Below are 25,719 nucleotides of genomic sequence, written 5' to 3'. Positions count from 1 at the left end.
TCGAATCTCGAAACTCGAAACTCGAAACTCGAAACTCGAAACTCGCAAATTTATTTCCTCTATCAGCTAATGATACCAATCTGCCAAATTATACCAATCTGCCAAATTATGTGATCTAATTAACACACTGATACTTATCTACTTTTACTAAATTGAACTTAGAAAAATCCAAGCAACTTTTAGCTTTATCACGTAAAGAGCCTAATGCAAGAAAGCGCATACGCCTGCTTGCTGTTTCATTATTCTTTGAGGGTGAAAACAGAACGAATATTGCTAAGCGCCTAAATACAGCGCGCGGCAGTGTCAATAAATGGGTTTCAAACTACCTTAACAATGGCGTTGCTGGCTTGAACAACAAACCGATTAAAGGTCGTCCAGCTAAATTAACCTCACAACAACTAAATACACTGTCAGATTATGTAAAACAGTCAGCAAGTTCTTCAGAAGGAGGCAGACTAATGGGGGAAGATATTGCTCAGTATATTTATGACCAGTTCAACATAAGATATCACACCGATCATATTTACAAACTGCTCAAGAAGCGTGGGTTTAGCTGGATCACAAGCCGTTCTAAGCACCCAAAGCAGTCAAAAGAAAGCCAAGAGGCTTTTAAAAAAGTTCCAAGTGGAAACGATCCTTCACACCCCAGGACATCTCCCTTTAGAGCGCATTGATGTTTGGTTTCAAGATGAAGCACGGTTTGGACAACAGAATCAAACAACACGCTTATGGGCTGAAACAGGCTCGAGGCCTCGCGCAACAAAACAACAGCAGTTTGAGTATGGATACTTATTTGGTGCAGTCTGCCCAAGTAATGGTAAAACAGAAGCGCTGATCAGCCCTATCGTCAATAAAGAGGTCATGACGCAACACATGGAATTAATATCAAAAGCCACGGAGGCAGGACGTCATGCGGTCGTGATCGTTGATGGCGCTGGTTGGCATACTATTGATACGGTACAACCATTCAATAATGTCACACTAATAAAACTTCCGCCTTACTCCCCGGAGTTAAATCCAATAGAGCAAGTATGGAGTTGGATTCGGCAACACTGTCTATCAAACCGTGTATTTAGTGGTTATGAAGAAATAGTCGAACAGGTATTGCAAGCGTGGAATAAATTCATCTCAGTGCCTGATACGGTTAAAAGCATATGCTCTAGAGACTGGATAAAATTGACTTAATCTTTATGCAGATTGGTATAAGGAGGCAAGGTATCACAGAGACATTTTTAATGCCTTCATCAACATTGCCCATGTGCCAGCTTGCGTGATCAACTATGACCACAGCGTGCTCTCCATAGCGCGTCGCATCCGAAATGTGTTTGGTATTAGCCTAGAAGGTTGTTAAAATAAATTCGACTTCAATCAGCAAGCCATTGAAATAGAGTGTTATTTTCGGTTGTATTGTTCACTCTGAGTTCTAACAGGGAGCTTATTGAGTTAGATTTAAGATCTAATATTGGATTGCCTTTATTTTCCTCCAAAGTAACATTGTTTTTAAGACCTTTTTCGGTTACTTCACAGGTGCCATTTTTACAAATAACATCAGGTTCTGGTCTGAGGAGCTGCTTATCTGAAGTAATAATAACATACCGATCATCAACCTTAGAAGAATCTTCAAAAGCCTTAAATTTTTCAGCCGAAAAGCTTGGCACTATTCCCGCTTTTATTTCTATCATATGTTGTAGAAATTGGTAACTACCCCTATGAGACAATGCACTTAAACCTGGTTCAGTCATAAACGAAATGAAACCCTCATCTATATCAGATGAAGATAATTTTTTCTGACTATCAAGAATATTATTTATCGTAGCTTGATCTTTATCCGTAAAGCTGACCGCAAGCTGGTATCCTTCACCGTTGAAGTGTCCATTATTAAAATTATTAAGTATCTTCCCATCGTCATGCATTCTGTAACCACCAAGATCACTGGCAAACTGACGGATATACTTAAAATCTATATTATTATTATCAGCATATTCATAGATATCAGCTAATAACTCTCTATCTCCTTGTGTCAAAAATTCATAAGAACTTCGCATTAAGTTAGATAAGGACATCCCATCAGCGCCGCTTAAAATTTCTGATTCAGTGCCACCAAAAATATCCGTCACCATAGCTTCATAATAATGCTCAGACCGGCTTATATTTTTGCTTTTTTCTAAATCCCGTTCATCTAAAATAGACTCGAACTGTGATGTTACTTGCGAGCTATATTCATCGGAAACCATCGCTTTACTAAAAGAAGAAAAAGAGTTCAGATGAGATAATAGTAATTCTTCAAATGATGCTAGTGCGGTAACGTTACTTTCGTATTTAAGGCTGTCTCGTTTTAGGTTTGATAGGTTTTGCTGATCAAGTGTGTGCCATCTTTCATATGCAGCTACCCTCTCTGAGCTGCTAAATGTATTACTTGTGTCTAATGCTATCGTCTCAAGTTTTGATTTGGATAAATGTTCAAATTCCCATTTTGCTGTGGCAACCTCATCACTATTTATTTTTGCATTTGAAGAGAGTATTTCCTTATGTAGAGATAAATTTTGCTGACTTAATTTAGAAATATCAATAGAGCTTTTGGCCTTACTTAATTTCGACGATAATGAAGAAACCGATGCATGTATTTCTATACCCTTACTTTTTTTGGGGTCAGATTGTGGCTGAGGAAAAGCTTTTCTCGCATTTAACAAACTTCTCTTGATATCAGGTATATCCATACTATTGACCCTCTAAACGAAAATAGACTCCTTTGATTAAATTTGGAGTCTAAGGTGTTAATTAGTTAGTTGTGTAGTTAAAAGTTATACTTTCTATTCTATTTGGTGTTGAATAATGGAAAGTACCAGTTGCTTCAACTCTATGAACAATTGATACTTGAATACCTGGTTTGAAGCTCTCACCATTAAATACTGTTACCTCTCCAGTAGAGTTTGGCACAATTGGTTCGCACTTAACGGGATTGTTGTTATATGCTCGATAAAAGCACAATTCAACAATCTCGCCAAAAGAATCTGGGTAATTTGCAGATGTGTAATTAATCCCAGTAATTTTACCTGTTTTACTCTCAAGTGGAATATCTCTTAAATCGCCATGTAATATAGAAAATAGAGATGATGACAGACCACCGGCAGAGCTTAATACTAGCATCCTGCTTGGTTGCTTCTCTTTAGTTATACTGAAATCAGCGGCGAATGCTTGAGTGCTTTAAACTAGTGAAGACATTAGAAAAGCGGTAATAGACATTTTCTTCATTAAAAATTCCTTATTATATAATTGGAGAATTTTTCATTCTCTGCTTTGTACCTTTTTTACATTATTTTAATGAGGCAACATTGTCAATGTAATAAGAACAAATTATTCAATCTGGTTAGCTAGGCCATACTATGTAATGGATATTTGTACGTTTAAGTATCCATTATTAAATGAGCACTTTTTTAAATTCAAATGAGAGGGCACCCAACTAAATTACAAAAACTATTACTAGGTTTACTCGCTGATCTTATGCTTATAAAGCAGAAGAGCTGAGCGCTTCATGTTTGTGTGGGAGTTTGTCGACTATGAATGGGGATCCCGTGTCGAGACTGTAGCTGTCATCTAGCTAATTAAAAGTTGAGTGCAGTAAAGCATAGCCTTTGACCTTTAGAAAATATTATCTTGTTGCAATTTCCTCCTTGGTTTACTTTCTGAGCTGTGTAAAACTAGCTGGGTTAATTTAGTAAATCAGGTGACATGAATGTCGAATATAAAAGCTTGGAAACTTATCAGTTTATTTTGTTTGGTAAGCTTACTTATGGGCTGTCAATCGAAAGAAGAGCAGTTACAAGAAACAATTAAACAATCTATAGCTAAAGCTGAAGTTGAGTTAGCAGGACTTGGTAGTGCCTTAGATAACGGCTCAATTCGTAATGCCGCTTTATTAAGCGAATATGGCCGTATACTTAGCAATGAAAAGCCAGAGCTAGCTAAAATTGCTGGCGTGCTCGTGCAAGATGCAACTCGAAAAGGCCCGCTTTACTCAGGTTTGCAACAACGCTTAGCTGATATCAAAAGTACTTACCTTATTCCTCCTTACGATGAAACACTGCAAAATATTGATTTGTTGCGAGATGCTGCAAAGCCCGCTTTATTTTCGGATGCTTTGACCGATCCTATTAACATGCTTGCTGATATGTCGGGTGGCTCGCTTGCGCGTGTCGGTGCAATCAGTCAGCAGGCTGAAGGGGTTGGTGAAGGCAACCAGTTAGTCGGCAATCCTAATTATGGTAATTGGCAAACTAACAGTAGCGGTATCAGCTTTTGGCAGTGGTATGGCATGTACCGCATTTTAGGTGATGTATTTGATCGTGTTGAATATGGTAGTTGGAGCAAGCGCCGTAAGTATAGTTATTATAATGATTATGGTCGTGCGCGTTATTCTAGCCCTAAGCAAATTAAAGCACAAACCGCCGTTGAAACACGTACTAAGCAATCGTATCAACGCCAAGGTAAGCAATACACAAGCCCTTATGCATCTAAAAAAACCGGGGCTTCTGGGTTAAGTCGTAGCAGTTATACACCACCAAAAAGTCGCAGTAGTTACTCCAAAACCAGTAGCTATAGTAAAGACTCGGGATCGGTCAGAAACAGCAATAATAGAACCTCTCGCGGTGTCAGTCGCGGTAAGTAAACGGCTATTTAAAGATTTAGTGTTGGAGTTTAAAGAATATGTACGAATTTAATGGAATAACTATGTGGTCACTACAAGCAATCGCGATTGATTTTGCTATTATTATTGCACTGTTTGTGAGCCTTAAATATATCAAAGGTTGGGTATCTAACTTACATGCCAATGATGAGATCACTGAGCGTGATAATTTTGCGTTTGGTATTAGCTTTGCTGCTGGCTTAGTTGCTTTAGCAATTGTGCTGACGGGTGTAAGCAGTGGTGCATTTGCAGTGAGCTTACAGCAAGAAGCATTGCAAATGGCAGCTTATGGTTTGTTAGCTATTGTGCTAATAAAGCTTGGGCACTTTTTTCAAGATAAAGTGGCACTGCGCAAAGTCAGCTTACATGATGAAATAGTGAAGGGTAATGTAACTGCCGCGGTGATTGATTTTGGCCATGTTGTGAGTGTGGCAATCGTGATTCGCTCAGCGCTATTTTGGGTGGCTACAGAAGGCTGGCATGGTTTACCAATCGTTATAGCAGCGTTTATTATTGGTAGCATTGCGTTATTGCTCGTGAGCCAGTATCGCGTACAACTATTTAAGCGTACTAACCGAAGTGGAGATTGCCTACAACAAGCAATTGTTGACGGTAACTTGGCTGTTGGTATTCGCTATGCTGGCTTTTTAATCGGTAGCGCGCTTGCGCTTACTGCGGCTTCAGGTATCGCGCCTTATGCTGCAGATAGCATTAACACCAGCTTGATTTTCTGGGCGATTAGCGCTTTGATTAGTTTAATTGCATTTATCGTACTGCATTTAATTACGATTAAAATTATCCTTTCAGGTTGCGATATATCAGACGAAGTGAACCGTCAAAAAAATGTGGGTGTAGCAACTATTTCAGCGGCAATCTCGTTTGCTGTGGGTATTACCATGGCAACTCTATTAGGCGCGTAAAACTTGTCACATTCTAAGCAAAGCCCAAGTAAGTACTCCTTACTTGGGCATGATTTTTTATTAATTACTGTTATGGCCATACTCGCTGGGTGTGGCCTTATTTATGAATATCTGCTATCTCATTATGCCGGACGAGTTTTAGGCTCTGTAGAGAGCGCTATTTATGCGATGATAGGCACTATGATCGTAGCAATGGGTATAGGGGCTTTTTTAGCGCGTTGGTTTAAGGATGCCTTTACCGCTTTTGCTTGGCTTGAAAGTCTTATTGCACTTGTTGGTATGGGTTGTATCTTAGCTATAGCCAGCGTTATTGCTGTTAGTTATTCTTTACCGCATATTTTTTCTGACATTTTTAATCTACCAGCTGATGTAATTCTTAACGGCTATATATTTCAAAAACTCCAAGAGTGGTCACGATTCCTTCCTTATGTATTTGGCTTATTGTTAGGTCTATTAATCGGTATGGAAATTCCACTTATCGCTCGCATACGTCAGCATGTTTATGGTCGTTTCTTAGAAAATAATGCTGGCACGATCTACGGTGCCGACTATATAGGTGCAGGTATTGGAGCGGCTATTTGGGTTAGCATTATGTTGGCTATGCCAATCATGCAGGCTGCAGCATGGACTGCGCTATTTAATATTATCGCAGGTTTGGCATTCTTATGGCGTTATCATAGCTATGTCCGTAACGCCAAACTATTACTGGTATGTCATATCGCTTTACTGGTGTTATTTGGTTTTATTTTAATGCTTGGTAGTAGCTGGATGAAAGATTTAAGTAATGTGCTTTATAAGGATAAAGTTATTTATTCTGAAGCGACGAAGTATCAGCATCTAGTGTTAACCGAGCGATTGAGCCGCAATCAACCCGATCCAATTACCGATCTTTACTTAAACGGCCGCTTACAGTTTTCTAGCATCGATGAACAAATTTATCATTCAATGTTAGTGTATCCGCCATTATTAGCCTCGAACCGTCACGATAATGTATTGATTATAGGCGGTGGTGATGGGTTAGCACTAAGAGACGTATTGAAGTGGCCTGTTAAAGAAGTCACCTTAATTGATTTAGATGCCCAGTTACTTAGTTTATTTGGTCATGATGACGATGAATTTAATCCTCCGGCAGCTATTCATGAGCGCTTAACTAAACTTAATAAGCACTCAATGGCTGATCCTCGATCGCATATTAAAGTGGGTGATGCTTTTCTTGAAGTAGAGCGGTTACTTGATGAAGGTAAGCGTTTTGATACCATCATTATTGACTTACCTGATCCGAATCATCCCGATTTAAATAAAATGTACAGTGACTATTTTTATAATCATATCCGTCAATTACTAGCCGCAGATGGTGCAATGGCTGTGCAGTCAACTTCGCCTTATCATGCTAAAAAAGCATTTTTAAGTATTGGTAAAACAGTCAAAGCGGCAGGTTTTAAGCATGTTGAGCAATACCAGCAAAATATTCCATCATTTGGACAATGGGGATGGACGATTGCAACCACCACAGGTCAATCTGCAAGTGCGAGAATTAGCGATATAACAAGCTTACCAGTTGCTTCTAGATGGATCAGTAAAAAATATTTATTGGCAGCATTCGTATTCCCCAATCATTATTTTGAACAAATAAATGATATTGAAGTCAATCAATTAGGCTCAGGTACTTTATATGATTATTATCGTAGTGCATGGCAGATAGAAAGTGAATTGTATAAAAATTAATAAATCATGGTTGACATAATATGTCGACCATGCGAATCTTAACTCAGACATAATATGTCAAATGACAAAAGGCAGAGACATGGAATTAAATGAACTTTCAATAAAACTAGCATCTTTTGAAACTGAAGGCGCTAACTTTGAGTCTTTCTTGATTGCCAATCCAGGCGAGCAAGATGTGTTGCAAGTCATAGTAGATGGCAATGATGAGCTTCCTATTTTTGTTACTCAGACACAAGAGCAGCTGTTATGTATTAGCTATTTGTTCGCTGATGAGGAAGTGAAGCCTGAACTACGTGATGAGTTGAATGAAACCTTATTACGTTTGAATGTACCAATCCCGCTGAGTGCATTTGCGAAGATTGATGATAAATATGCGATCTTTGGTGCTTTGTCGGTTAATTCATCGTTTGATGATATTACCCATGAGCTAGTTACTTTAGCTGATAATGCCATTGATGCATTAGAAGCGGTAACCATTTATTTAAACGATTAACAGCTAGCTATTTTAAGTGGAGTTAAGATTATGAGTATTTTAAAAAAGTTATTTACAGCAGTACGTGGCGGCGCGCGTGAAGCGGGCGAAGCAATTGTTGACGCGAATGGGATTCGTATCTTTGAACAAGAAATTGCTGATGCGCAAAACGCGCTGCAGCGTGCTAAAAAAAGCCTAACTGAAGTGATGGCTAAAGAAATGCAAACGAAGCGTAAGATTAGCGCATTAGATGCCTCAATTGCTGAGCACGAAGCGTATGCAGGTCAAGCACTTGAAAAAGGTAATGAACCGTTAGCGCTAGAAATTGCTGAGAAAATTGGCGACTTTGAAGCTGAAAAAGCAGAGCATGATCAAGTGTTAGCTGGTTTTAGCAATCACATTGTAACGTTGAAGCAGCAAGTAAAAGATGCTGAAAAATCGATCAAAGAAAACCAACGTCAGCTTACTATGGTTAAAACCACTGAAAGCGTGCAACAAGCAACAATGGCAGTAAATAGCACACTTAATACTAATAGCTCGTCGATGACGAATGCACGCCAATCACTTGAGCGTATTAAGCAACGTCAACAAGATCGTAGTGACCAGCTTGGTGCTGCTAAAGTACTTGAAGCTGACACTAATGGCGATGATCTTAAAGCTAAAATGGCTGAAGCTGGAATTGGTGATAGCAATCCAAAAAGTGCAGATATCTTAGCGCGTATTAAAGCGAAGCAAAACGGCTAACGCGCAATTACGATTATTAAAAGGTAACTTATTATAAGTTACCTTTTTTGCTTATGAGGCAGTCTATGTTTAACTTCTTTAAGTCTAAAAAAGCCCCTGAACGCCAATTAAATCACCCTAGTGAACTTAAAAAAGGTGATATGTTCACAGTGATTGATTCGTTTGCTTACCCAAGTTGGCTAAAAGGGCAAACATTGCGCGTTACCGATGTGCAAACTTATCAATATCAGCACAGTGCTGATTATGAGCTAGTGCTTGAAAGTGATGCTGGCAAGGTGGTTTTTTTGCAAATAGAGCGCAGCGATGGTGAAGAGTGGGCGAATTTTTCAATCAAAATCCAACGTGATGAAGTGGATGAAATCTTCACACTGGATGCGTTTGCGCGCATCTTTGACGAAGACGATTTAACCTACTTAGAAGTGAAAAATACACCAGAGCGTTACATGCAGTTTTTAGCTAAAAGCTATCAACAAAGTGAATCACCATTTGTGTGTTATTTTCATAATAAAGATTATCGTAGCCAGCCATTACCACGCTATGAGCAAGAAGGTGGCGAACCATGCGAAATGATTTGCCTTGAGTCGAGCGATGGGAGCCATGGTTTAAACATTGAGATTTGGGATGGTGGAGAAACTGAAGTATCACTCACTTTAACCCGACCAATCACAGACATTGTTGATCTGTTCCCTGGAGATGCGCAGTGAGTAATGCAAAAGATAAATGGTTACGTCAGGAGCAGGCTGTAAGAGCCACGCAAATGGCGTTTGATCTTAGCAGTGAAGTGCAAAAATCGATAAAAAAGCAAGCCATTGATCAAGAGCTAACGCCATCCGATATGATCCGCAAAATTTTATCACTTGAGGTTAAATCAAAAAAAACGCGTCAACGTTTATCATTTAACCTTAATGATGAAGAAATAGCATTACTTGCTGAACGCTTTGGCGTTGCCCCAGATGATAAGCGGGCAGTAAAACAGCAAGTTGCTGAGTTACTGATTGCTCGAACTAGTAAACGCTAGGTTTTGCCTTCTGATTATTAAGCCCTTACACTTAGGGCTTAAATTATCAAATAATGAGTTGTTGTGAATATTATTTTAATCGCCTATCTACTAATTTTTGCTTTGTTTGGCACGGCAGCGAGTTATTTCTTACGGTTTATTTATGCCTATTGGGTTAAAAAGCAGATGCCGATGCATTTTATTTTTAAAGCGGGGATTTGTATTGTGGCGGTCGTGGTAATTTCCGCGCTGATCCCATTATTGGTATAGCGCGGTTGCAGCAGAGCGACTATTTTAGCTCAAACGACTGGCATTGCTGATCAATACATAATGCTTGCACAGGTAAAACCGGTAAACAATCATTTAAACCATTGGTTTTATTATTGGCAGTTTCTTGCTGAGTAATTTGATCCGCTAACTGTTCTGCATTTTCTTGTTGTGTGTGCAAGGTTGAGTACACTACATAGCGGCTTGGACCACCACAGGCGCGTTGGCCTACTTCAAGCACCTTACATTGAAAACTCGCGGTACAGCTATTATCTTGCACCAACTCAGCCAATGCGCTATTTAATTTAGATACATTTGCATTGCCGTTTGCTGGTGTTGAGTCAGAAGTGCTGACACAACCACTGAGGATCAGCAAACTGGCTGTTGTTACTAAAAATTTAGAATATGATGAACGACTCATATTGGTTTCCCTTAATAAACACTTGTCGCAGAGCTTTCTAGTTTAACACATTTATTTTCAATACACTGAGCCGCAGGGGCAGTCAGGTGCTGACAAATACTGATCATCTTGTTCTGTGCATTAAATTGGCTTTCAAGGCTGGTGATCTGCTGAGTTAACTTTTCAACGGCTTGCTCATTTGCCGTTTTATTAGAGTAAACAATATAGCTACTAGGGCCGCCGCACGCACGGCTACCAACCGGTAATACTTTACATTGAGAGCTGTTATCGCAGTTTAGATCTGCAATTTGTGTCTGTAATTGCTGGTGGACCTTTTTAATGTTATCTCTTGTTGCCGGAACTTCTGTTTGCGGATTTAACTTAGTCGCTTGATTATTTTTAACTAGCGCTGCAGGAGCCGGGCTAAGTTGGTTGTTATTCGGGGTCGCAGCATCAGAACAAGCCGATAAACATAACGGCAGTAGAAGCGCGATAATAAATAAGCGCATGATAAACCTTCATAGTGGTGAACAAGTAACCACCATCATACACTTTGCAGATAACACAGCAATAAAAACTATGGCATTCAAAGGTTAAACCCGACGCTAAGGACGGGTTTAATATTTTTATAGTCCGCCTTGGGTTAATTTTGCGGGATTGAGTAAAGCTTCCAGCTCACTACGTGATAGGTCAGTTTCTTGCTCAGCAACATCAAGAATTGGACGGCCATCTTGATATGCTTGTTTGGCAATTTTAGCTGCTTTAGCATAACCAATGACTGGATTAAGCGCGGTCACTAATATGGGGTTTTTGGCGAGTGCTTTGTCGATACTTGTGTGTTTCACTTTAAAGGATCGAATCGCTTTATCAGCTAATGCTTGGCTACTATTTGCTAGTAACTCAATACTTTGCAAAATATTGTAAGCTATTACAGGTAACATTACATTGAGTTCGAAGTTACCTGATTGACCTGCAACAGTAATAGTTGCGTCATTACCAATCACTTGTGCACTAACCATGGCTGCCGCTTCAGGGATCACAGGATTTACTTTACCGGGCATAATTGATGAACCGGGTTGTAAAGCTTCTAGTTCGATTTCACCAAGGCCAGCTAGTGGACCTGAATTCATCCAACGTAGGTCGTTTGCTATCTTCATTTGTGCAACCGCGAGTACTTTTAGCTGCCCTGATAAAGCGACAATAGTGTCTTGCGAACCTATGTTATAAAAAAAGTTCTTGCTTGGCACAAAGCGTACGCCGACGTTGGCACTGAGATTTTTACAAAATTGCTCAGCAAACAGGGGATCGGCATTTATACCAGTACCAACGGCTGTGCCTCCTTGCGCTAAAGCAGATACCCCCTCAAGGCTATAGCGGATCCCTGCCATTGCACTATCAACTTGGTGTTGCCAAGACCCTAGAATTTGCGCAAATGTCACTGGCATAGCATCCATCAAATGAGTTCGACCCGTTTTTACGATTTCACCTATTTCTGACTTTTTGCGCTCCAACGTTTGTGATAGCTGATCCAGCGCCGGAAATAGTTCATACACCACGTTAATTACACTGCTTACAGCAATAGTGGTAGGGATCACGTCGTTAGAGCTTTGCCCCATGTTTACGTCGTCGTTGGGATGGATAACCTCATCACCATAACGACTTGCTAAAGTTGCAATCACCTCATTAGCATTCATATTAGTGCTAGTACCTGACCCTGTTTGAAATATATCAATAGGGAAGTGTTCTAAATGTTCGCCATCAATGATCTCTTGGCATGCGCGCTCGATTAGCTGTGCTTTATTTTTACTGAGATGACCTAGCTCGTAGTTGCTTTGCGCTGCGGCCTGTTTGATATAAGCAAGAGCGGTAATAAACTGTTTTGGCATTACTAAATCGCTAATGCGAAAGTTATTTACAGCACGTTGAGTTTGCGCTTGATAAAGTGCATCTGTAGGGACTTGTAATTCGCCCATACTATCTGATTCGGTTCTAAATTCGCTCATGAAAACTCCTAGAAAGGGTTAAATTCGTGACTGAGAATACGGGCTTCACGCTCTAGTATCAGGTATTTCTTGATACTATTATGACTTCTATAAAAGCGCTTTAATGCCAGTAACGGTTTATAAAGTTGCTCTAAACATTGTTTGCGAATTGCACAATGGACTAAAGAGTCGCACATTTTGTTGAGGATTTCATGGAAAGTGCGTCTTAGATAGAGTTCTTGCAGCAATAGACTGTGGTTTTTTTCGTAATGACGTGCAGCACTCAGGCCAGCTTCAATGTAATTTGCCACTAAAGCTGGCGCATGTAGCCCAGGTCGCGGGCAAATACATTTCATTTGCTGTTGATAATAAAGCATAGCGTGATGTTCATGCATAAGAAAAACCGATTAACTGTAATGGTAATTATTATCATTACGGTTAATCGGTTTCGGTGCAAGTCACAAATTGTAAATATTGGCGGAAGGTGAGTTTTTTAATTGTAGCCAAGAATAAATATTTGGTCTGTTTCATGTATTAACGCCTGATTTTGTTGATTTGTTTGCGATAGTAAATCAATTACAGTGGCACGTTCATCACAGCCTATTTTATCTGTTACTGGTTTTTCACTTGCCGCAATTGCAGCGTCTAGGGCGGTATAAGGTGATATATACATAATCTTCTCCGTTTGGTTGATTCAATTAGATAAATGCATAACTCATACCATGCTCAATATTTTTTTTATTACTTTGAATTATATAGTTTTTATATAAAATTAATTATTTAATAGCGACATCTGTTGCAAGATTTGCTTTACTAATGGGCATACTTTACCAATCTTGGTGCATCTGTATTGAGATGCTTGGAAATATATATGACGAAACCTTTCTCGCAAGCGTGTGAAAATAATAAAAATCCAATATTAAGCGTCATCACAGCATATTTAGCACAAGTCGAGAGTGTGTTAGAGGTGGGATCAGGTACGGGGCAACACAGCGTGCACTTCGCTGCTAATTTGCCTCACTTACAATGGCATACCAGTGATCGCTTGGTTAATCATAATGGTATTAAACAGTGGCTTGATGAAGCAAAGCTAGATAACTTGCACGCACCAGTAGAGTTAGATCTAAATCGCCCTTGGCCAATAAATACCGTTGATGCTATTTATACTGCTAATACGTTACACATCGTCAGCAAACCGTTAGTTGAGCAATTTTTTACTGGTGTTAATAAGCATTTAGCGTCAAAAGGTCTCGTGTGTATTTATGGCCCATTTAAATACAACGGCAACTTTACCAGTGAAAGTAATCAGCGTTTTGATGAATTTTTAAATCAGCAAGACTGCCAAAGTGGCATTCGTGATTTCGAATGGGTACAGCAATTAGCTGAGCAAGCAGGGTTAATGCTTGTTGATGATATTGCGATGCCTGCTAATAATCAGTTATTGATTTTTAAACGTCATTAGTTATCAATCTTAAAAGGTAATAATTCAGTGCATTGCTGATGATAGATGCGCATATGCTGACGCTCACGTTGTAAGTAATCTGCTATCGCAGGACTAAAAGTAGCATCCATTACGGCATGTACGGAGTGAGTAAATACCGGTGCAAAACCTCGTGCTATTTTATGCTCGCCCTGCGCACCTGAGTGAAAACACTGAAGCTGATGTTTAATACAATATTCAATACCTTGGTAATAGCAAAGCTCAAAGTGCAGGCAATCAATTTCTGCTATAGCTCCCCAATAGCGCCCGTATAGTGTGTCATTATTTTTAAAGCTCAGTGTTGCAGCGACCACTTCGTGAGCATGGATGGCATGCATGATCACCAGTTTATCGGCCATTAAGGCATGTAACAAAATAAAAAAGTCATGATTTAAATAACCCATGTGGCCAGAGCGTTTTAAATAAGTGCGTTGGTAAAATTCGCAAAACTGGCTCATCACAGCTTTAGTTATCTGTTCACCTTGCAGCCATTTAATACTAATATTTTGCTGGGTTATTTTATTACGTTCTTTTTTCAATACTTTACGTTTTCGTGCAGTTAACTGCGCTAAAAAATCGTCAAAAGTAGCGTAGTTTTGATTTTGCCATTGAAACTGCACGCCAATACGATGCATACCTTGATGTGGTGTGAGTTGAGAGACTTGCTGTTGCGAGCAAAAGTTAATGTGCCAGCCAGACCAACCTTGTTGCTCACATTGAGCTGTTAAAGTCTGTGTAATGTACTGATATACTTGTTCTGGGTGTGAGTGTGCAATCGAGAGGCGTTGACCTTCAATAGGACTAAACGGTGAGCCAGATAACCACTTAGGGTAATATTCTAAACCATGCTGCTGGTAAGCTTCAGCCCATGCCCAATCAAATACATATTCGCCATAAGAGTGACTTTTTAGATAGCCGGGTGCTAATGCCACCAAAGTATCATTTTGGTAAATGGCTAAATGTTGCGGTTGCCAACCAGACGCGGCTGATACGCATTGGCTTTGTTCTAATGCAAATAAAAATGCATGATCAGTAAATGGATTATCGGCAAAAAACTGCTGCCAAACAGCGGCATCTATTGTACTGATACTGGTTAACCAGCGGTGACTAAATATACTCATTATTGATTGCCCTGCGAGCCTTCAACCTGCTTTATAAACTGTTTTATATAGAGTGCTTGCTCAGTAAAGTAAGGGTTGTAAGTCAGACGTTGAAAGGTTGGAAATGCTGCAATATTTTCTGCAGTACGCTCGCCAATATTAGGTTTTTCGGTCGTTTTACATTGCTTATACAAAGTATCATCATCGAGGTAACTGCCGCAATTGCGATAAGCGCCAGCAATACCGTAGTAAGGGTTATCAGGTGAGTTAACTACGGCAATATGAGAAATACCATGAATGTTTTTACAGGTTGCATTTTTGCACTGTGGATTTAATACCCTGTAGTCTTTTGGAAAATCACTGGTAATGGTTGTTTTATCACCGTAATAAACCAAAGTATCTAAGCTATTTGCAGGGCGTATCTTTACATCATGTAAGGCGCTTAATAATAGCAGCGATGCACGGGTATCAATGGTGGTATCTACATCACTCATTACTGAAAAAATAGCTAAGTTTGGTAATTGACGCTCGATTAGTTCTGGTAACGCAATTGAGCGCATAGCATCGTCGGCTGCGGTTGCGGCATTAAATGGAAACGACTCATATTTAGCAAAATCAATATCGGCGTCTTTATCTATCCAATTCACAAAGGGAATACGATCAATCCACTTCGCCAGCCAACCATTTTTATTATGTGGTTCAGTGGCTGGTGAAAACAGCATCAGTGCGGTTATTTTTGGGTTAGCGGGCTTGACAGTTAGATAATTGAGTAACAGGGCTGCACCTGTAGAGTAGCCACCTAAAATCACTTGATCAAAATCTTTGATAGTGCGCTTGATGGCATAGTCAACAGCTTGCTGCCATTGTTTGGCATTAATACTACTTAGTGCATCAGCTGCGGTGCCATGGCCTGGTAACAGCAAAGTACGAACGGTATAGCCTTGTTGAAAGTAAATCTGTGCCAAGTCATGATAGGTAAATGGAGAGTCGGTAAGCCCATGAATCAATAGAACCGCTTTGTGGTTGTTATTTTGGCGTAATTCAAATGGCGCTATAAGATCAACTATATTAGGGGGGCTAGTACGTTGCTGTTGTTTAACTAAAAGCTGATAGGTATCAGTTAAAACAGGGCAAGGCATTGATGCGCGAGGGTTTGCCGCTAAAATATGTTGGTATGCAAAGCTTAAATAATCACTAAATGCTTGCTCACTTTGATAGGAAAAATCCGTATTAGCATTGCTTTTTTCAAACCGTAATAAGCCCTGCTTTTTGCTGTTCATAATATAGTTTAAATCAGTCAACTGAGTAACGCAGTTGGTTTGGCCGATAGCAAGGCTAGAGGTTGTTAATAAAGTGAGAGTTAGTAATATTCCATTAAGGCTCATAAACATCTACATAATTGATTAGGCACTCGGTTAGCTTATCGAGTTCGAGGGGTTTTGCAAGATGCTGATTAAAACCAATTGCTAAGGCATTGGCTTTATCCTCAGGCATTACATCAGCGGTTAAGGCAATGACGGGTAATTGTTCAGTACTTTTAATTTGACGTATCAAGGCGGTGGCTTGGTAACCGTCCATAATGGGCATTTGGCAATCCATTAACACTAAATCGAAGTCATTTATTTTAACTTGCTCTACTGCTAATTCGCCATTTTCAACCAGTGTTGGGGTGATCCCTAAAGAGCTAAGCATTGCTTTTATTACTAATTGATTGACGCTGTTATCTTCTGCAACCAGTATTTTTAGTTTGCTTAAATCAACATGCTGTTGTGTGTGCTTTACCGTTACTTGTTGCGCAGCACACGTATTTAACTCGACAGACAGGGTAAATGTGGAGCCTTTACCTGGCTCGCTTTGTACGCTGATGTCTCCAGACATTAGCAAACTAAGTTCTTTTGCGATTGTTAAGCCAAGCCCGGTGCCACCAAACTTGCGTGATGTGGAATTATCAGCTTGGGTGAATGCATCAAATAATTTACTTTGCTCTGATGGCGCAATGCCGATACCAGAGTCCTTAATAGCCAAGGTAATTTGCCTACGTTTATCGGTAATCTCCTTACAGTATGCGCTGACACTTACTTCACCTTCGCAGGTAAACTTGATGGCGTTACTACACAGGTTTAATAAAATTTGCTCAATTCGCATAACATCACCTTCAAACCAAATATCAGTTGGTAATTGGTTATCAACTTTCCAGTGAATGCCTTTTTGTTCAGCGCTTTGTTCGAACATACTGCTAATCCGGGCAATAAGAGCATTTAAATCAAAAGGAGCGACTTCCAAGGTGAGCTTTTGTGATTCAATTTTAGATATATCGAGTACATCATTGATTAAACTTAACAATGATTTAGAAGCTAAATTAATTTTATTTAGATAACCGATGAGAACTTCAGCGCTATCTTCACTTTTAGCTAAGGTTGAAAAACCGATCACTGCATTAAGCGGCGTACGAATTTCATGGCTCATATTGGCTAAAAATCGGCTTTTAGCCTGATTAGCTAAATCAGATTGCTTTTTAGCTTTAACTAGTGAGCGAGTTCGCTCTGCCACTAAACGCGAAAGTGCAAGATGTTGGTTATTAAACAGCAGTAATACCAGTAAAATAAGTGAGCTTACAATGACCTGTAGAATAATTAAAAAGAGTGTCATGTGATTAGTTTGATGCGGTAGGAACTCATCTTTAATCGTTAAATCAACTAGCCATGTTTGCCCTGCAAAATTAATCGTGATGGTTGTAAGCTTATTGCTTTTGGTCGGCACATTTTCGGCGTTTGAATAAAACGGGTTGGTAGCATTGGCTTCATAAATAGCGATATTAAACATCTTATTTTGTGCTTGCGTAAGCGATTGAGCAAGTATGTTTTCCACTAAAAATACACCTGTTGCGTAGCCTTTAATTGAGGCAATTTCATTATTTTGTTGATACACAGGAGCAAATAATAAATAAGCGGGCTCAGGTTGTTGTGCTTGCACTAATTGAATTATTTTAGTGCCTACAGGGCGATTTTTGATGCGTGGGTCGAGTAAAGTCTCACGGCGATCTTTACGAGAATTGAGGTTAAAACCAATAGCGGATTGATTTTCTGCAAAAGGGGCGATATAGGTAATAATCACTAATGGATCGTCGTTTGATAATGGCGCTCCTTTAATACTCGGATCAAAGTTATATGAATTATAAATTTCATCGAGCTGCTTGTTAAAATCACTGACCTGAGCTGGGGGAATTTTGCGATTCCATGAAAATGCTTTAATAAATGAATGCTCAGCCAGTAATTGGGCACTGTAGCTATCAAACTCTTGCTGACTTAAAGTTGGTGTTGATTGAATTTGGCTCGCAAGGCTTTGTACGGTTATTTGGCTAAGATTTAAATTGCGCAGTAAACTGTTTTCAATGATAGATGTTTCACGCTTGGCAATTTGTATCGCATTTGAATAAGTCTCTTGGTTGTATAGTTTAGTGGTTAAGGCGACAGAGACGAATAATACCGAGCAGACTGCGATGGTTGGCAATGGGGTGACGTAGTGTCGTTTAAATTTAGGCTGTAGTAAGGCCAATAAAAAGGGGGTTGCGATCAGCACACCGAGTGAGTCACCTAACCACCAATAAGTAACATTTTTCCAGTGATTTTCAATGCTGTAGGCGGGATTAAATTGACTTAAAGCATAGACTCCAATATTGGCCGATATGAGGCTGACGACAATACCGACGATAAAAATAAAATAAATAATCGATTGGCGTTGTTTTAAATACAGCGGATGGCCTAGCCAGTACTTTAAAAGAGCAGCGCCAATCATGCCTTGTAGCACGGCGCCTAAGCCGATTAGCAGTACTTGTTCTAGCGTATTGCCAATTAAAACCTGATCAGTGATCGGGTTATCACCGGTACTTAAATTAAAGGCGACAGAGGCAATAAATAATGCCGGCATAAAACGCCACCACCAGATAAAACAGCCAACTAAGGCAATACCAGCAGGGAGCCAAATAGGGATGACTTGTGATTGAAAGGCAAAATTAGTTAATAACTTACCAGTTGCAAAATAAGCAATAGCAAACGATATGTAAAAAACAAAAGAACTGGATGTTGAACGAAAAATCTTCACATGCATCCTTGTTAAATATTATTTTTATAGTGATATTTCAGTATAGCGAATCGGCACTAAATAGTATTATTTTTTAAAGTGGTAGCTGCTTTTTGCTAAATGTTTGCTTTAAAACCACTGTAGACTCAATGTTAGCAATACAATCAATACTCCCTAGCTTATATTTAACAAAACTTTCGTAGCTTTCTAAATCGGTAGCAATAATCTTCAATAAGTAATCATAGCTTCCTGATATGACAGAGCACTCCAGTACATGATTCAGTTTTTCCACGTGTTCTTCAAACATATTTGCCGCACTGGCGGAATTTTGGCTCAACCGCACAAACGCATAGACCAGCACGTTTAACCCGAGTGCGCGTGGGTTTAAGGCTGCGTGATAGCCAGTGATCACCTTGCTTGCTTCAAGTTTTTTTATACGTCTCAAACAAGGGGTATCCGATAGACTTACAGTTGTTGCAAGTTCTGATACAGAGGTGCGCGCATTGCTTTGTAACAACGTTAGTAATTGTTGATCTTTTTTATCTAAACTCATAACTATGACAATAAATTTTATTTAATGGTGATTATAGAGTGAATATCACTAATTGTATGGGTTTTTATTAGTGGTTTTGCTGATTTGTGCTCTATGTTATCTGTTAACCTAAATGCAATAAAATTTGGTATGGAGTAATACCTGTGAGTAATAATACCCAGGCATTTGATGAGTGGCTCAGAACCCGCTTTGTAGAAATTAATAGTCAACTAGAGGCTATCTATTGGCAACAAGAAGATAAAGCTAACGTAGAATTTGTCGGGGAGCAATTTAAGCATCAGTTAGAGGCTGAGGGTAATGCGCATATTCGTAAGTTACTGGCAGAAGGCAATACTGATGAAGGATTTGATCGTGCGTTTGATTTACTTGGCAATGTAGGATTATTTATGGCGGCTTGTCGACGCCATGAGATCACTGAACCATCGCGCGAAACAACCTCCCCTTTAGTCGAGGCCTCGGCACTAGCCATGCATATTGGTGCATCAATTGGGGTTACTCCGCGTTTTGCGACGGCTCACTTAACCACCCATAATAAGGCGATTAATGGCCTTTATAAGCGCTTTACGGATCTGCCAGATGAAAAATTATTTATTGATTACAATACCAAAGGGATTTTAGCCTATAAGCGAGCAGCTGACGCATTATTAAAAATTCAGCCATTAGGTATTTCGCATCCGCTATGCGGTGATTTACTTAAAGTTGCCAAGCAGGCGTTGGTCGATGTGATTGAATCGAATACGGCTTTATATAATCAGTTAGACACCGAGCGATTCTTTTTCTGTGTACGTCCTTACTATAAGCCGTATCGGGTTGGCAAAGAGGTTTACCGTGGAGCCAATGCGGGAGATTTTGCCGGAATTAACGTTATAGATATGCTGTTAGGTTTATGCTTTGCCAACGAACCGAGTTACTCACAAATGCTGGTGGATAAATTTTTATATATGATGCCTGAAGATCAGCAAATTCTGCGAGAGTCTATGCGTATGCCAAGCATAATGGATGACTTTTTAGCGGCAGGAGATACCCGCCATAGCTCGTGGTTTAAAACCAATGCCAAGTTGTTTATACAAGTATGTAAGCTGCATGGCGATACTGCAATAGGTCATCATAATCAACTGGTTAGTAAGTTTATAGCTCAGCCAGCTCAACACATGCAACAGCAACATATGAATAAAGTAACTGCCAGCGGTCCGCCATTGCATGTGTTATTGGATTCTCTTGAACAATTAAGAGATCGTCGAGCAGCAGCAAAGCGTGATGATATAAGAACTCGTTATGATGATTTAGCACAATTAAAGCAATGGGTGAGTAATTAATATGTACAAAGATGACTTTAATCTTGCCGCAGGCTGTTACTTGCTAAATCACTCTGTTGGCCGTGCACTGAAAAGCAGCCAAGATGATTTTAACCAGTACTTTTTTGCTCCTTGGCAAGCGAGTAATAAAGAGCCATGGCAGCAGTGGCTGCCAGCCATTGAACGCTTTACTCAGGCGCTCAGTACATTGTTTAATTCACCGAGCAGGCAATTTTGCCCACAAGTAAATTTATCGAGCGCTTTAACAAAGTTAGTTATGTCGCATCCTCGCTTACGGCAAGCTAATTGTAAGGTGTTGATGGCGCAAAGTGACTTTCCTAGCATGGGGTTTGCAATGCAAAAAGCGCTGGCTAGTAGCGCTGAAATAAAGTTTATTCCTGAACACGTAGATCTAACTGATAGCGTGCAATGGCAACAATATATTCAAACAGATATTGATTTAGTATTTATTAGTCACGCTTATTCAAATACTGGCCAGCAAGCGCCATTAGCTGAAATTACGCAACTGTGTAAGCACGCAGGCTGTTTGAGTCTTGTTGATGTGGCGCAGTCAGCTGGTGTATTGCCTCTAGATTTAAGCCAAGTTGATGCTGATTTTATGATTGGTTCCAGCGTTAAGTGGTTATGCTCAGGTCCCGGTGCGGCATATTTATGGGTAAGCCAGGCGCAATTAAATGTGTGCGAACCACAAGATGTAGGGTGGTTTTCACATCAAAATCCATTTGAGTTTGATATTCATCACTTTGCTTATCATGATAGCGCATTGCGTTTTTGGGGCGGCACTCCATCGATTGCGCCATTTGTTCTCGCAGGGCATAGCATTGGTTACTTTGCTAAATTAGGTGTTGCAACAGTGCGAGCGCACAACTTGGCGCTACTTGAACAATTAAGTGCAGAGTTTAGGCCATATTTGGTGTCACCAACAACGCCAGAAAAACGTAGCGGTACAGCTATTTTAAATTTTGGCGAGCAACAGCCAGCGGTATTAAGCGCGCTGTCTCAGGCGAATATAAGTGTCGATGCGCGAGCATATGGGGTGCGAGTTTCACCGCATATTTATAACAACAGTAGTGATATAGCACAGCTAATAAAAGTGGTTAAACAAACCCTAAGCTAAATTTATTGGCTTAGTTGCGTTTTAAACGCTTTTAACGCATCAATTTGTTGCTGATACTGCTTTATTTTCGGCTCAATGCGTTGCTCCGCTTGTGCTGTGCGTTTTGCTATCGCATCAGCAATTGAGTTTGCACCCATTTTATTTGCAGAGTCTTGCGTCATATAGTTTATTTTGGTTTTTTGTTCTGCAAGAGTATCTTGAAGTTGCTTTATTTCTCGTTGATAAACTGCAATTTCACGATCAATTTTTTGCATCGCAACATAACTATCTACAGACGCCATGATATCTTTGCTTTGTTGCGTATTAGATGCTTGGGTCACATTAGTTGGTGGAATTTTTATTTCTTTAGCATCGTCACCACAAGGTAGTTGACTAAAGGTAGCCACGCCATCAACCGTGCATTGGTAAGCAGCCGTAGCCACAGCTGCTGGTGGTATCAGCATCGCTAAGGCACAAACCATTGTTAACTGAAGTTGTCGCAAGTACACTTATGAATCCCTAAATTTGCATTAAAATATCTAGTGCAGCTAGTTTATCAAGTTTGTTAATTTGAATCGCCAATTAATCGTTGCTATTTATTAGTGAATTTATTTTCCTTATAACGGTGCCTTTTGCAGTGAAAAATACCCGAGCAAGTGACGCATAGTGTTAGCTTGATCTGCCATTTGTTTTGCCGCAGCCATGGTTTCTTCAGTCATCGCTGAGTTTTCTTGGATCAAGGTTGTTAGGCGTTGTACCACAATATCTACCTCTTTAATTGCCTGTTGTTGGGTAATCGAAGAGCTATTGATAGACACTATCATATGGTTAACATCAGCCACAGCGCTGACAATTTGCTTTAGTTTCTCACCTGATGAATTAGCAAGGGCGGTACCGTGACTAATTTTTTGGTTGCTGTTGCTTATTATCGTTTTAATTTGTTTCGCCGAGGTTGCGCTACGTCCAGCTAATTCTCTAACCTCATTGGCAACGACCGCAAACCCGCGACCATGCTCGCCAGCTCTGGCAGCTTCTACCGCTGCGTTGAGAGCTAATAAATTGGTTTGAAATGCTATTTCATCAATAACAGAGACAATTTCATTAATATCCTTACTGGAATCATTGACCTCAACAATGGCATGAACCGTTTGTATGGATAGCTCGCCCCCTTCGGTTGCGCTCATTTGAGCGTTTTCTGCAAGCTTAACCGCTTCGTTAGCTTGCTTAGCAATGGCTGCTATTTCATCTAGCATGTTACTGCTGCTAGCACTGGCTTCTTCTAAATTGGCTGCTTGCTCTTCAGTGCGTTGACTTATTTCGGTGTTACTCTCTGCTATCTCTGCGGCGCTTTGTGATACTCTTAAGGCAGAGTCTTGGATGCTGCTAATAACACTGGTAAGTTTTTCAATCGTTTGATTTACATCTGCTTTTAATGTAGCAAATACACCTTGGTAATCCTGCTGTACTTGTTGATTTAAATTGCCTTGAGCAAGCCCGCTTAATACCTTAGTTACCTCTGCGATTGCATCTGCGGTGATGGTCAAAGAACTGTTCACATCATTTTGCAGCTGCGCTAATTGGCCTTGCATGTTTGTCTCTAGTTGTTGATTAAAATCACCGCTACGCATAGCTGCCATAACGCGCGCGAGTTCAGCAATAACAATACTCAAATTGCTAATAGAGCTATTTACATCATCTTTAAGTACATTGAGTTGGCCATTCATATCGCTATCGATTGTCTGCTCGAAGTTACCTTTACTGATCGCCAGCATAACGTTTGATATTTCACTTACAGCAGTGTCTAAACCCATAATTGAGTTATTAATATTATGCTTTAAAGTTGATAATTGGCCATTGGCACTGCAATTTACTTGTTGTTTAAAGTTGCCAGCATTTACGGCTGCCATAACATCGTTAATATTTTTAATGATTAACGCGAGATTGTCGACGCTCGCGTTGATATCATTTTTAAGTGTGGCTAACTGGCCTTGTAGAGGTTGCTCAAGGTGTTGTGAAAAATCCCCATCGTGAAGTGCGCTCATTACGCGACTGATATCACTTACTGCTCCCGCTAAACTGTGTACTGAATTATTCACACTGTTTTTTAATTGTGCCAAAGAGCCTTGTGCGGCTACCGTAACCTGTTGTTTAAAGTCACCATGTTCGATATGGCTCATTACCCCGACAATTTCAGTAATGGTGCTATTTAGCGATTGCAGAGAGCCATTTATATTTTGTTTTAAGGTGGCCAGCTGTCCCTGCATTGGGGTTGTTATTTGGCTGTTAAAATTTCCTTGGCTCATTTCATCTATAATATGATTTATTTCACTCATTGCTTGCTCTAGCGAGTCTGCGCAATTATTTGTGGCCTGTTTTAAGGAATCTAATTCACCTTTGCAGGGCGCACTAATTCGGTGGTTAAATTCACCTGCGGCCATTTTATTCATAACCGTATTGGTTTGGGAAATAGAGCTTTGCAGCGCATCAAGGAGGCAATTAAAAGCACTTGCCGATGAACCTATTTCATCATTCGAAAGCACTGGCGTTCGTACCGAAAAATCACCTTTTTGTTCAACGTGACGCATTGTGTCGACAAGTAATTGCACAGGGCGGGTGAGCGAACGAGCAAACCAAATAGCGACCAGAGTAATGGCAATGATCGATATTATTAAGGTGCTAATGAGAATCGTCGTTAAATGACTGACTGTGGCAAAAGCTTCTTTTTTATCTATTTCAGCCAGTAATGACCACTGTATACCTAATACGTTAATAGGTTGATAAGACGACAGTACTAAGGAGCCGCTATAATCGGTGATTACTTGCTGACCTTTTTTACCTTGCTGAGTAAGCTCAGTTGCCAGCGTTTTTACTTTACCTATGCTTGGATAGCGAAAAGAATTTACAACTGAGCGGTTTTCGGGGTCGAGAAAGGAATCAGAACGCATTAAAAAATCAGGTCCGACTAAATATGTCTCGCCACTTGTACCTAAGCCAGCCCGCTCAGTCATAATGACATTTAGGGCATCAATGGATAGTTGAAAAATCAAGGTGCTGGTATGTACGCCTTGGTTATAAATTGGGGTGGCGATAAAACTGGCTGGTGCATTATAAGATGGCAAATATTGCTGATAATCGACAAAGGTTATTTCATCTTCATTGATCATTTTTGCTTGTTTAAATGCCAATGCTAGGTTGCTATTAGCATAAGGTCCATCGAGTAAAGAAGTGGCAAAGTCAACTTCTTTGTAAACAGAGTAAACTACTTCAGCGCTGCGATTGTCGATGATAAAGACATCATAAAAATCAAATTTTTGCGCAAAATTTAGTAAAAAACTATGGTATTTGCTGTGTAGTAAATTGTAGTTATTATCAGCACTTGCTTGTACTAATTTTGCTTTCTCGCCAAGTGGGTATGGGTTATCTGCTAGGTATTGTGATTGCCAATATTTAGCCGTGGGTGAAAGTGTGGAAAGCAGCTCAGAAGTTGGCAATTTGTCTTCGTTTTTAAGCCGGTATTTAGTATTAAAGTCGTTGTGATAGTAATCTGCCAGCTGTTGCTCTGCGGTGCTGTCGAGAGATGTTGTATAGGGCTCTTTAAATGCACGGCTAAGTTCATCTGCTGCGGTGTGGAGTAAAGGGCTTTGTGCTAAAAATAATAATTGCGCATGTATATCGGCAAAATGCCTTTCAATGGCGCTTTTTTTAATTTCACTAACCGCTTCTAATTGAGCATAAGTTTGTTTATTTAAAGCAGTAGCCGAGTTATACAGTGCAAGACTGATGGCTATCGCCAAGGGAATTAATGCAACGAGCAAAAAGGCAATAACAAGCTTTTTAGTCAAGCCAATATTACGTACAAAATTTCCGAATGAACGGGTTTGGTTAGCCATAACAACATCCTTA

25 protein-coding genes are annotated in these 25,719 nt (G+C 39.9%); 12 read left to right on the top strand and 13 right to left on the bottom strand.

Features of this window, described 5'->3' with window-relative positions; translation table 11 throughout:
* The first annotated feature begins 152 nt into the window (after nucleotides 1-152).
* Nucleotides 153-1,185, top strand: a protein-coding gene (locus H5180_RS21460) for an IS630 family transposase (protein ID WP_182759062.1) whose coding sequence is annotated in 2 segments (ribosomal slippage) — nucleotides 153-611 and nucleotides 613-1,185 — 1,032 coding nt in all. Because the reading frame shifts where the segments join, the coding sequence is not laid out codon by codon here.
* Between the two features lie 179 nt (nucleotides 1,186-1,364).
* Here the strand turns inward: H5180_RS21460 and H5180_RS21455 are convergent.
* Both H5180_RS21455 and H5180_RS21450 read right to left on the bottom strand, forming a co-directional pair.
* On the bottom strand, nucleotides 1,365-2,717 hold the full coding sequence (locus tag H5180_RS21455; RefSeq protein WP_182759061.1) for a hypothetical protein: 1,353 nt from the start codon (nucleotides 2,715-2,717) through the stop codon (nucleotides 1,365-1,367).
* A gap of 61 nt (nucleotides 2,718-2,778) precedes the next feature.
* A complete protein-coding gene (locus H5180_RS21450; RefSeq protein ID WP_244507116.1) occupies nucleotides 2,779-3,147 on the bottom strand; it encodes a hypothetical protein in 369 nt (122 codons plus the stop codon).
* A 586-nt stretch (nucleotides 3,148-3,733) separates the two neighbouring features.
* Here H5180_RS21450 and H5180_RS21445 point away from each other — a divergent pair.
* The 8 genes from H5180_RS21445 to H5180_RS21410 all read left to right on the top strand — a co-directional run bounded on the left by H5180_RS21445 (nucleotide 3,734) and on the right by H5180_RS21410 (nucleotide 9,812).
* A complete protein-coding gene (locus tag H5180_RS21445) occupies nucleotides 3,734-4,666 on the top strand; it encodes a CHAD domain-containing protein (protein WP_182759060.1) in 933 nt (310 codons plus the stop codon).
* Nucleotides 4,667-4,704: 38 nt separating this feature from the next.
* Nucleotides 4,705-5,604 carry a DUF350 domain-containing protein gene (locus H5180_RS21440; RefSeq protein ID WP_182719302.1) on the top strand — a complete coding sequence of 300 codons (900 nt, stop codon included), beginning with the start codon at nucleotides 4,705-4,707 and terminating at the stop codon, nucleotides 5,602-5,604.
* 3 nt (nucleotides 5,605-5,607) lie between these two features.
* Nucleotides 5,608-7,329 (top strand): polyamine aminopropyltransferase, encoded by a 1,722-nt coding sequence (locus H5180_RS21435; RefSeq protein ID WP_182759059.1) that lies wholly within the window; start codon nucleotides 5,608-5,610, stop codon nucleotides 7,327-7,329.
* Between the two features lie 79 nt (nucleotides 7,330-7,408).
* Nucleotides 7,409-7,822 carry a YjfI family protein gene (locus H5180_RS21430; protein WP_145242701.1) on the top strand — a complete coding sequence of 138 codons (414 nt, stop codon included), beginning with the start codon at nucleotides 7,409-7,411 and terminating at the stop codon, nucleotides 7,820-7,822.
* A gap of 30 nt (nucleotides 7,823-7,852) precedes the next feature.
* Complete coding sequence (locus tag H5180_RS21425) at nucleotides 7,853-8,545, top strand: PspA/IM30 family protein (RefSeq protein WP_145242702.1); 693 nt, start codon at nucleotides 7,853-7,855, stop codon at nucleotides 8,543-8,545.
* A gap of 65 nt (nucleotides 8,546-8,610) precedes the next feature.
* Nucleotides 8,611-9,249 carry a hypothetical protein gene (locus H5180_RS21420; protein WP_182759058.1) on the top strand — a complete coding sequence of 213 codons (639 nt, stop codon included), beginning with the start codon at nucleotides 8,611-8,613 and terminating at the stop codon, nucleotides 9,247-9,249.
* Nucleotides 9,246-9,563 (top strand): hypothetical protein, encoded by a 318-nt coding sequence (locus H5180_RS21415; RefSeq protein ID WP_145242704.1) that lies wholly within the window; start codon nucleotides 9,246-9,248, stop codon nucleotides 9,561-9,563. Before H5180_RS21420 ends, H5180_RS21415 begins: the two co-directional genes overlap by 4 nt.
* A gap of 63 nt (nucleotides 9,564-9,626) precedes the next feature.
* On the top strand, nucleotides 9,627-9,812 hold the full coding sequence (locus H5180_RS21410; protein ID WP_145242705.1) for a hypothetical protein: 186 nt from the start codon (nucleotides 9,627-9,629) through the stop codon (nucleotides 9,810-9,812).
* A 19-nt stretch (nucleotides 9,813-9,831) separates the two neighbouring features.
* Here H5180_RS21410 and H5180_RS21405 read toward each other — a convergent pair whose 3' ends face one another.
* From H5180_RS21405 to H5180_RS21385, 5 genes are all read right to left on the bottom strand, one after another.
* Nucleotides 9,832-10,230: a hypothetical protein gene (locus H5180_RS21405; protein WP_182759057.1), complete on the bottom strand. Its 399-nt coding sequence runs from the start codon at nucleotides 10,228-10,230 to the stop codon at nucleotides 9,832-9,834.
* Between the two features lie 11 nt (nucleotides 10,231-10,241).
* The gene (locus H5180_RS21400; protein WP_145242708.1) at nucleotides 10,242-10,718 is read right to left on the bottom strand and encodes a hypothetical protein; all 477 of its coding nucleotides are present in this window, start codon (nucleotides 10,716-10,718) and stop codon (nucleotides 10,242-10,244) included.
* Between the two features lie 117 nt (nucleotides 10,719-10,835).
* Nucleotides 10,836-12,212, bottom strand: coding sequence for a lyase family protein (locus H5180_RS21395; protein WP_182759056.1), 1,377 nt, complete (start codon nucleotides 12,210-12,212; stop codon nucleotides 10,836-10,838).
* An 8-nt stretch (nucleotides 12,213-12,220) separates the two neighbouring features.
* Nucleotides 12,221-12,586 (bottom strand): hypothetical protein, encoded by a 366-nt coding sequence (locus H5180_RS21390; protein WP_257325145.1) that lies wholly within the window; start codon nucleotides 12,584-12,586, stop codon nucleotides 12,221-12,223.
* A gap of 98 nt (nucleotides 12,587-12,684) precedes the next feature.
* Nucleotides 12,685-12,864 (bottom strand): hypothetical protein, encoded by a 180-nt coding sequence (locus tag H5180_RS21385; RefSeq protein WP_145242712.1) that lies wholly within the window; start codon nucleotides 12,862-12,864, stop codon nucleotides 12,685-12,687.
* A gap of 198 nt (nucleotides 12,865-13,062) precedes the next feature.
* On the opposite strand from H5180_RS21385, the gene H5180_RS21380 reads away from it, so the two are divergent.
* Complete coding sequence (locus H5180_RS21380) at nucleotides 13,063-13,653, top strand: DUF938 domain-containing protein (protein ID WP_149983352.1); 591 nt, start codon at nucleotides 13,063-13,065, stop codon at nucleotides 13,651-13,653.
* Here H5180_RS21380 and H5180_RS21375 read toward each other — a convergent pair.
* From H5180_RS21375 to H5180_RS21360, 4 genes are all read right to left on the bottom strand, one after another.
* The gene (locus H5180_RS21375; RefSeq protein ID WP_182759055.1) at nucleotides 13,650-14,792 is read right to left on the bottom strand and encodes a GNAT family N-acetyltransferase; all 1,143 of its coding nucleotides are present in this window, start codon (nucleotides 14,790-14,792) and stop codon (nucleotides 13,650-13,652) included. The genes H5180_RS21380 and H5180_RS21375 overlap by 4 nt on opposite strands.
* Complete coding sequence (locus tag H5180_RS21370) at nucleotides 14,792-16,156, bottom strand: carboxylesterase (RefSeq protein ID WP_182759054.1); 1,365 nt, start codon at nucleotides 16,154-16,156, stop codon at nucleotides 14,792-14,794. Before H5180_RS21370 ends, H5180_RS21375 begins: the two co-directional genes overlap by 1 nt.
* On the bottom strand, nucleotides 16,146-18,872 hold the full coding sequence (locus H5180_RS21365) for a CHASE domain-containing protein (protein WP_182759053.1): 2,727 nt from the start codon (nucleotides 18,870-18,872) through the stop codon (nucleotides 16,146-16,148). The genes H5180_RS21370 and H5180_RS21365 overlap by 11 nt, the downstream gene beginning before the upstream one ends.
* A gap of 73 nt (nucleotides 18,873-18,945) precedes the next feature.
* Nucleotides 18,946-19,404 (bottom strand): Lrp/AsnC family transcriptional regulator, encoded by a 459-nt coding sequence (locus H5180_RS21360; protein ID WP_182732562.1) that lies wholly within the window; start codon nucleotides 19,402-19,404, stop codon nucleotides 18,946-18,948.
* A gap of 137 nt (nucleotides 19,405-19,541) precedes the next feature.
* Between H5180_RS21360 and H5180_RS21355 the strand changes: the two genes are divergently transcribed.
* Together H5180_RS21355 and H5180_RS21350 are read left to right on the top strand one after the other, a co-directional pair.
* Nucleotides 19,542-20,720, top strand: a complete 1,179-nt coding sequence (locus H5180_RS21355; RefSeq protein WP_404936112.1) for a monodechloroaminopyrrolnitrin synthase PrnB family protein — start codon at nucleotides 19,542-19,544, stop codon at nucleotides 20,718-20,720.
* Nucleotide 20,721: 1 nt separating this feature from the next.
* Nucleotides 20,722-21,837: an aminotransferase class V-fold PLP-dependent enzyme gene (locus H5180_RS21350; protein ID WP_182759052.1), complete on the top strand. Its 1,116-nt coding sequence runs from the start codon at nucleotides 20,722-20,724 to the stop codon at nucleotides 21,835-21,837.
* A gap of 2 nt (nucleotides 21,838-21,839) precedes the next feature.
* Here the strand turns inward: H5180_RS21350 and H5180_RS21345 are convergent, their stop codons facing one another.
* Both H5180_RS21345 and H5180_RS21340 read right to left on the bottom strand, forming a co-directional pair.
* Entirely contained in the window at nucleotides 21,840-22,325 is a 486-nt protein-coding gene (locus H5180_RS21345) for a DUF4124 domain-containing protein (RefSeq protein WP_310736256.1), read from the bottom strand.
* Nucleotides 22,326-22,433: 108 nt separating this feature from the next.
* The gene (locus tag H5180_RS21340; RefSeq protein ID WP_182759051.1) at nucleotides 22,434-25,706 is read right to left on the bottom strand and encodes a methyl-accepting chemotaxis protein; all 3,273 of its coding nucleotides are present in this window, start codon (nucleotides 25,704-25,706) and stop codon (nucleotides 22,434-22,436) included.
* Between the last annotated feature and the right edge of the window lie 13 nt (nucleotides 25,707-25,719).

It is taken from the genome of Pseudoalteromonas sp. SR41-4, assembly GCF_014163985.1.
GTDB lineage: Bacteria > Pseudomonadota > Gammaproteobacteria > Enterobacterales > Alteromonadaceae > Pseudoalteromonas > Pseudoalteromonas rhizosphaerae.
Note: the sequence above shows the minus strand (reverse complement) of the source record. Positions and strands in the feature narration are given on the sequence as shown.

Bases quoted from the DNA above. Each gene is read 5' to 3' on its own strand.
- H5180_RS21455 (WP_182759061.1), bottom strand. From the start codon at position 2,717: ATGGATATACCTGATATCAAGAGAAGTTTGTTAAATGCGAGAAAAGCT.
- H5180_RS21450 (WP_244507116.1), bottom strand. From the start codon at position 3,147: ATGCTAGTATTAAGCTCTGCCGGTGGTCTGTCATCATCTCTATTTTCT.
- H5180_RS21445 (WP_182759060.1), top strand. From the start codon at position 3,734: ATGTCGAATATAAAAGCTTGGAAACTTATCAGTTTATTTTGTTTGGTA.
- H5180_RS21440 (WP_182719302.1), top strand. From the start codon at position 4,705: ATGTACGAATTTAATGGAATAACTATGTGGTCACTACAAGCAATCGCG.
- H5180_RS21430 (WP_145242701.1), top strand. From the start codon at position 7,409: ATGGAATTAAATGAACTTTCAATAAAACTAGCATCTTTTGAAACTGAA.
- H5180_RS21425 (WP_145242702.1), top strand. From the start codon at position 7,853: ATGAGTATTTTAAAAAAGTTATTTACAGCAGTACGTGGCGGCGCGCGT.
- H5180_RS21420 (WP_182759058.1), top strand. From the start codon at position 8,611: ATGTTTAACTTCTTTAAGTCTAAAAAAGCCCCTGAACGCCAATTAAAT.
- H5180_RS21405 (WP_182759057.1), bottom strand. From the start codon at position 10,230: ATGAGTCGTTCATCATATTCTAAATTTTTAGTAACAACAGCCAGTTTG.
- H5180_RS21400 (WP_145242708.1), bottom strand. From the start codon at position 10,718: ATGCGCTTATTTATTATCGCGCTTCTACTGCCGTTATGTTTATCGGCT.
- H5180_RS21395 (WP_182759056.1), bottom strand. From the start codon at position 12,212: ATGAGCGAATTTAGAACCGAATCAGATAGTATGGGCGAATTACAAGTC.
- H5180_RS21390 (WP_257325145.1), bottom strand. From the start codon at position 12,586: ATGCATGAACATCACGCTATGCTTTATTATCAACAGCAAATGAAATGT.
- H5180_RS21385 (WP_145242712.1), bottom strand. From the start codon at position 12,864: ATGTATATATCACCTTATACCGCCCTAGACGCTGCAATTGCGGCAAGT.
- H5180_RS21380 (WP_149983352.1), top strand. From the start codon at position 13,063: ATGACGAAACCTTTCTCGCAAGCGTGTGAAAATAATAAAAATCCAATA.
- H5180_RS21375 (WP_182759055.1), bottom strand. From the start codon at position 14,792: ATGAGTATATTTAGTCACCGCTGGTTAACCAGTATCAGTACAATAGAT.
- H5180_RS21370 (WP_182759054.1), bottom strand. From the start codon at position 16,156: ATGAGCCTTAATGGAATATTACTAACTCTCACTTTATTAACAACCTCT.
- H5180_RS21360 (WP_182732562.1), bottom strand. From the start codon at position 19,404: ATGAGTTTAGATAAAAAAGATCAACAATTACTAACGTTGTTACAAAGC.
- H5180_RS21350 (WP_182759052.1), top strand. From the start codon at position 20,722: ATGTACAAAGATGACTTTAATCTTGCCGCAGGCTGTTACTTGCTAAAT.
- H5180_RS21340 (WP_182759051.1), bottom strand. From the start codon at position 25,706: ATGGCTAACCAAACCCGTTCATTCGGAAATTTTGTACGTAATATTGGC.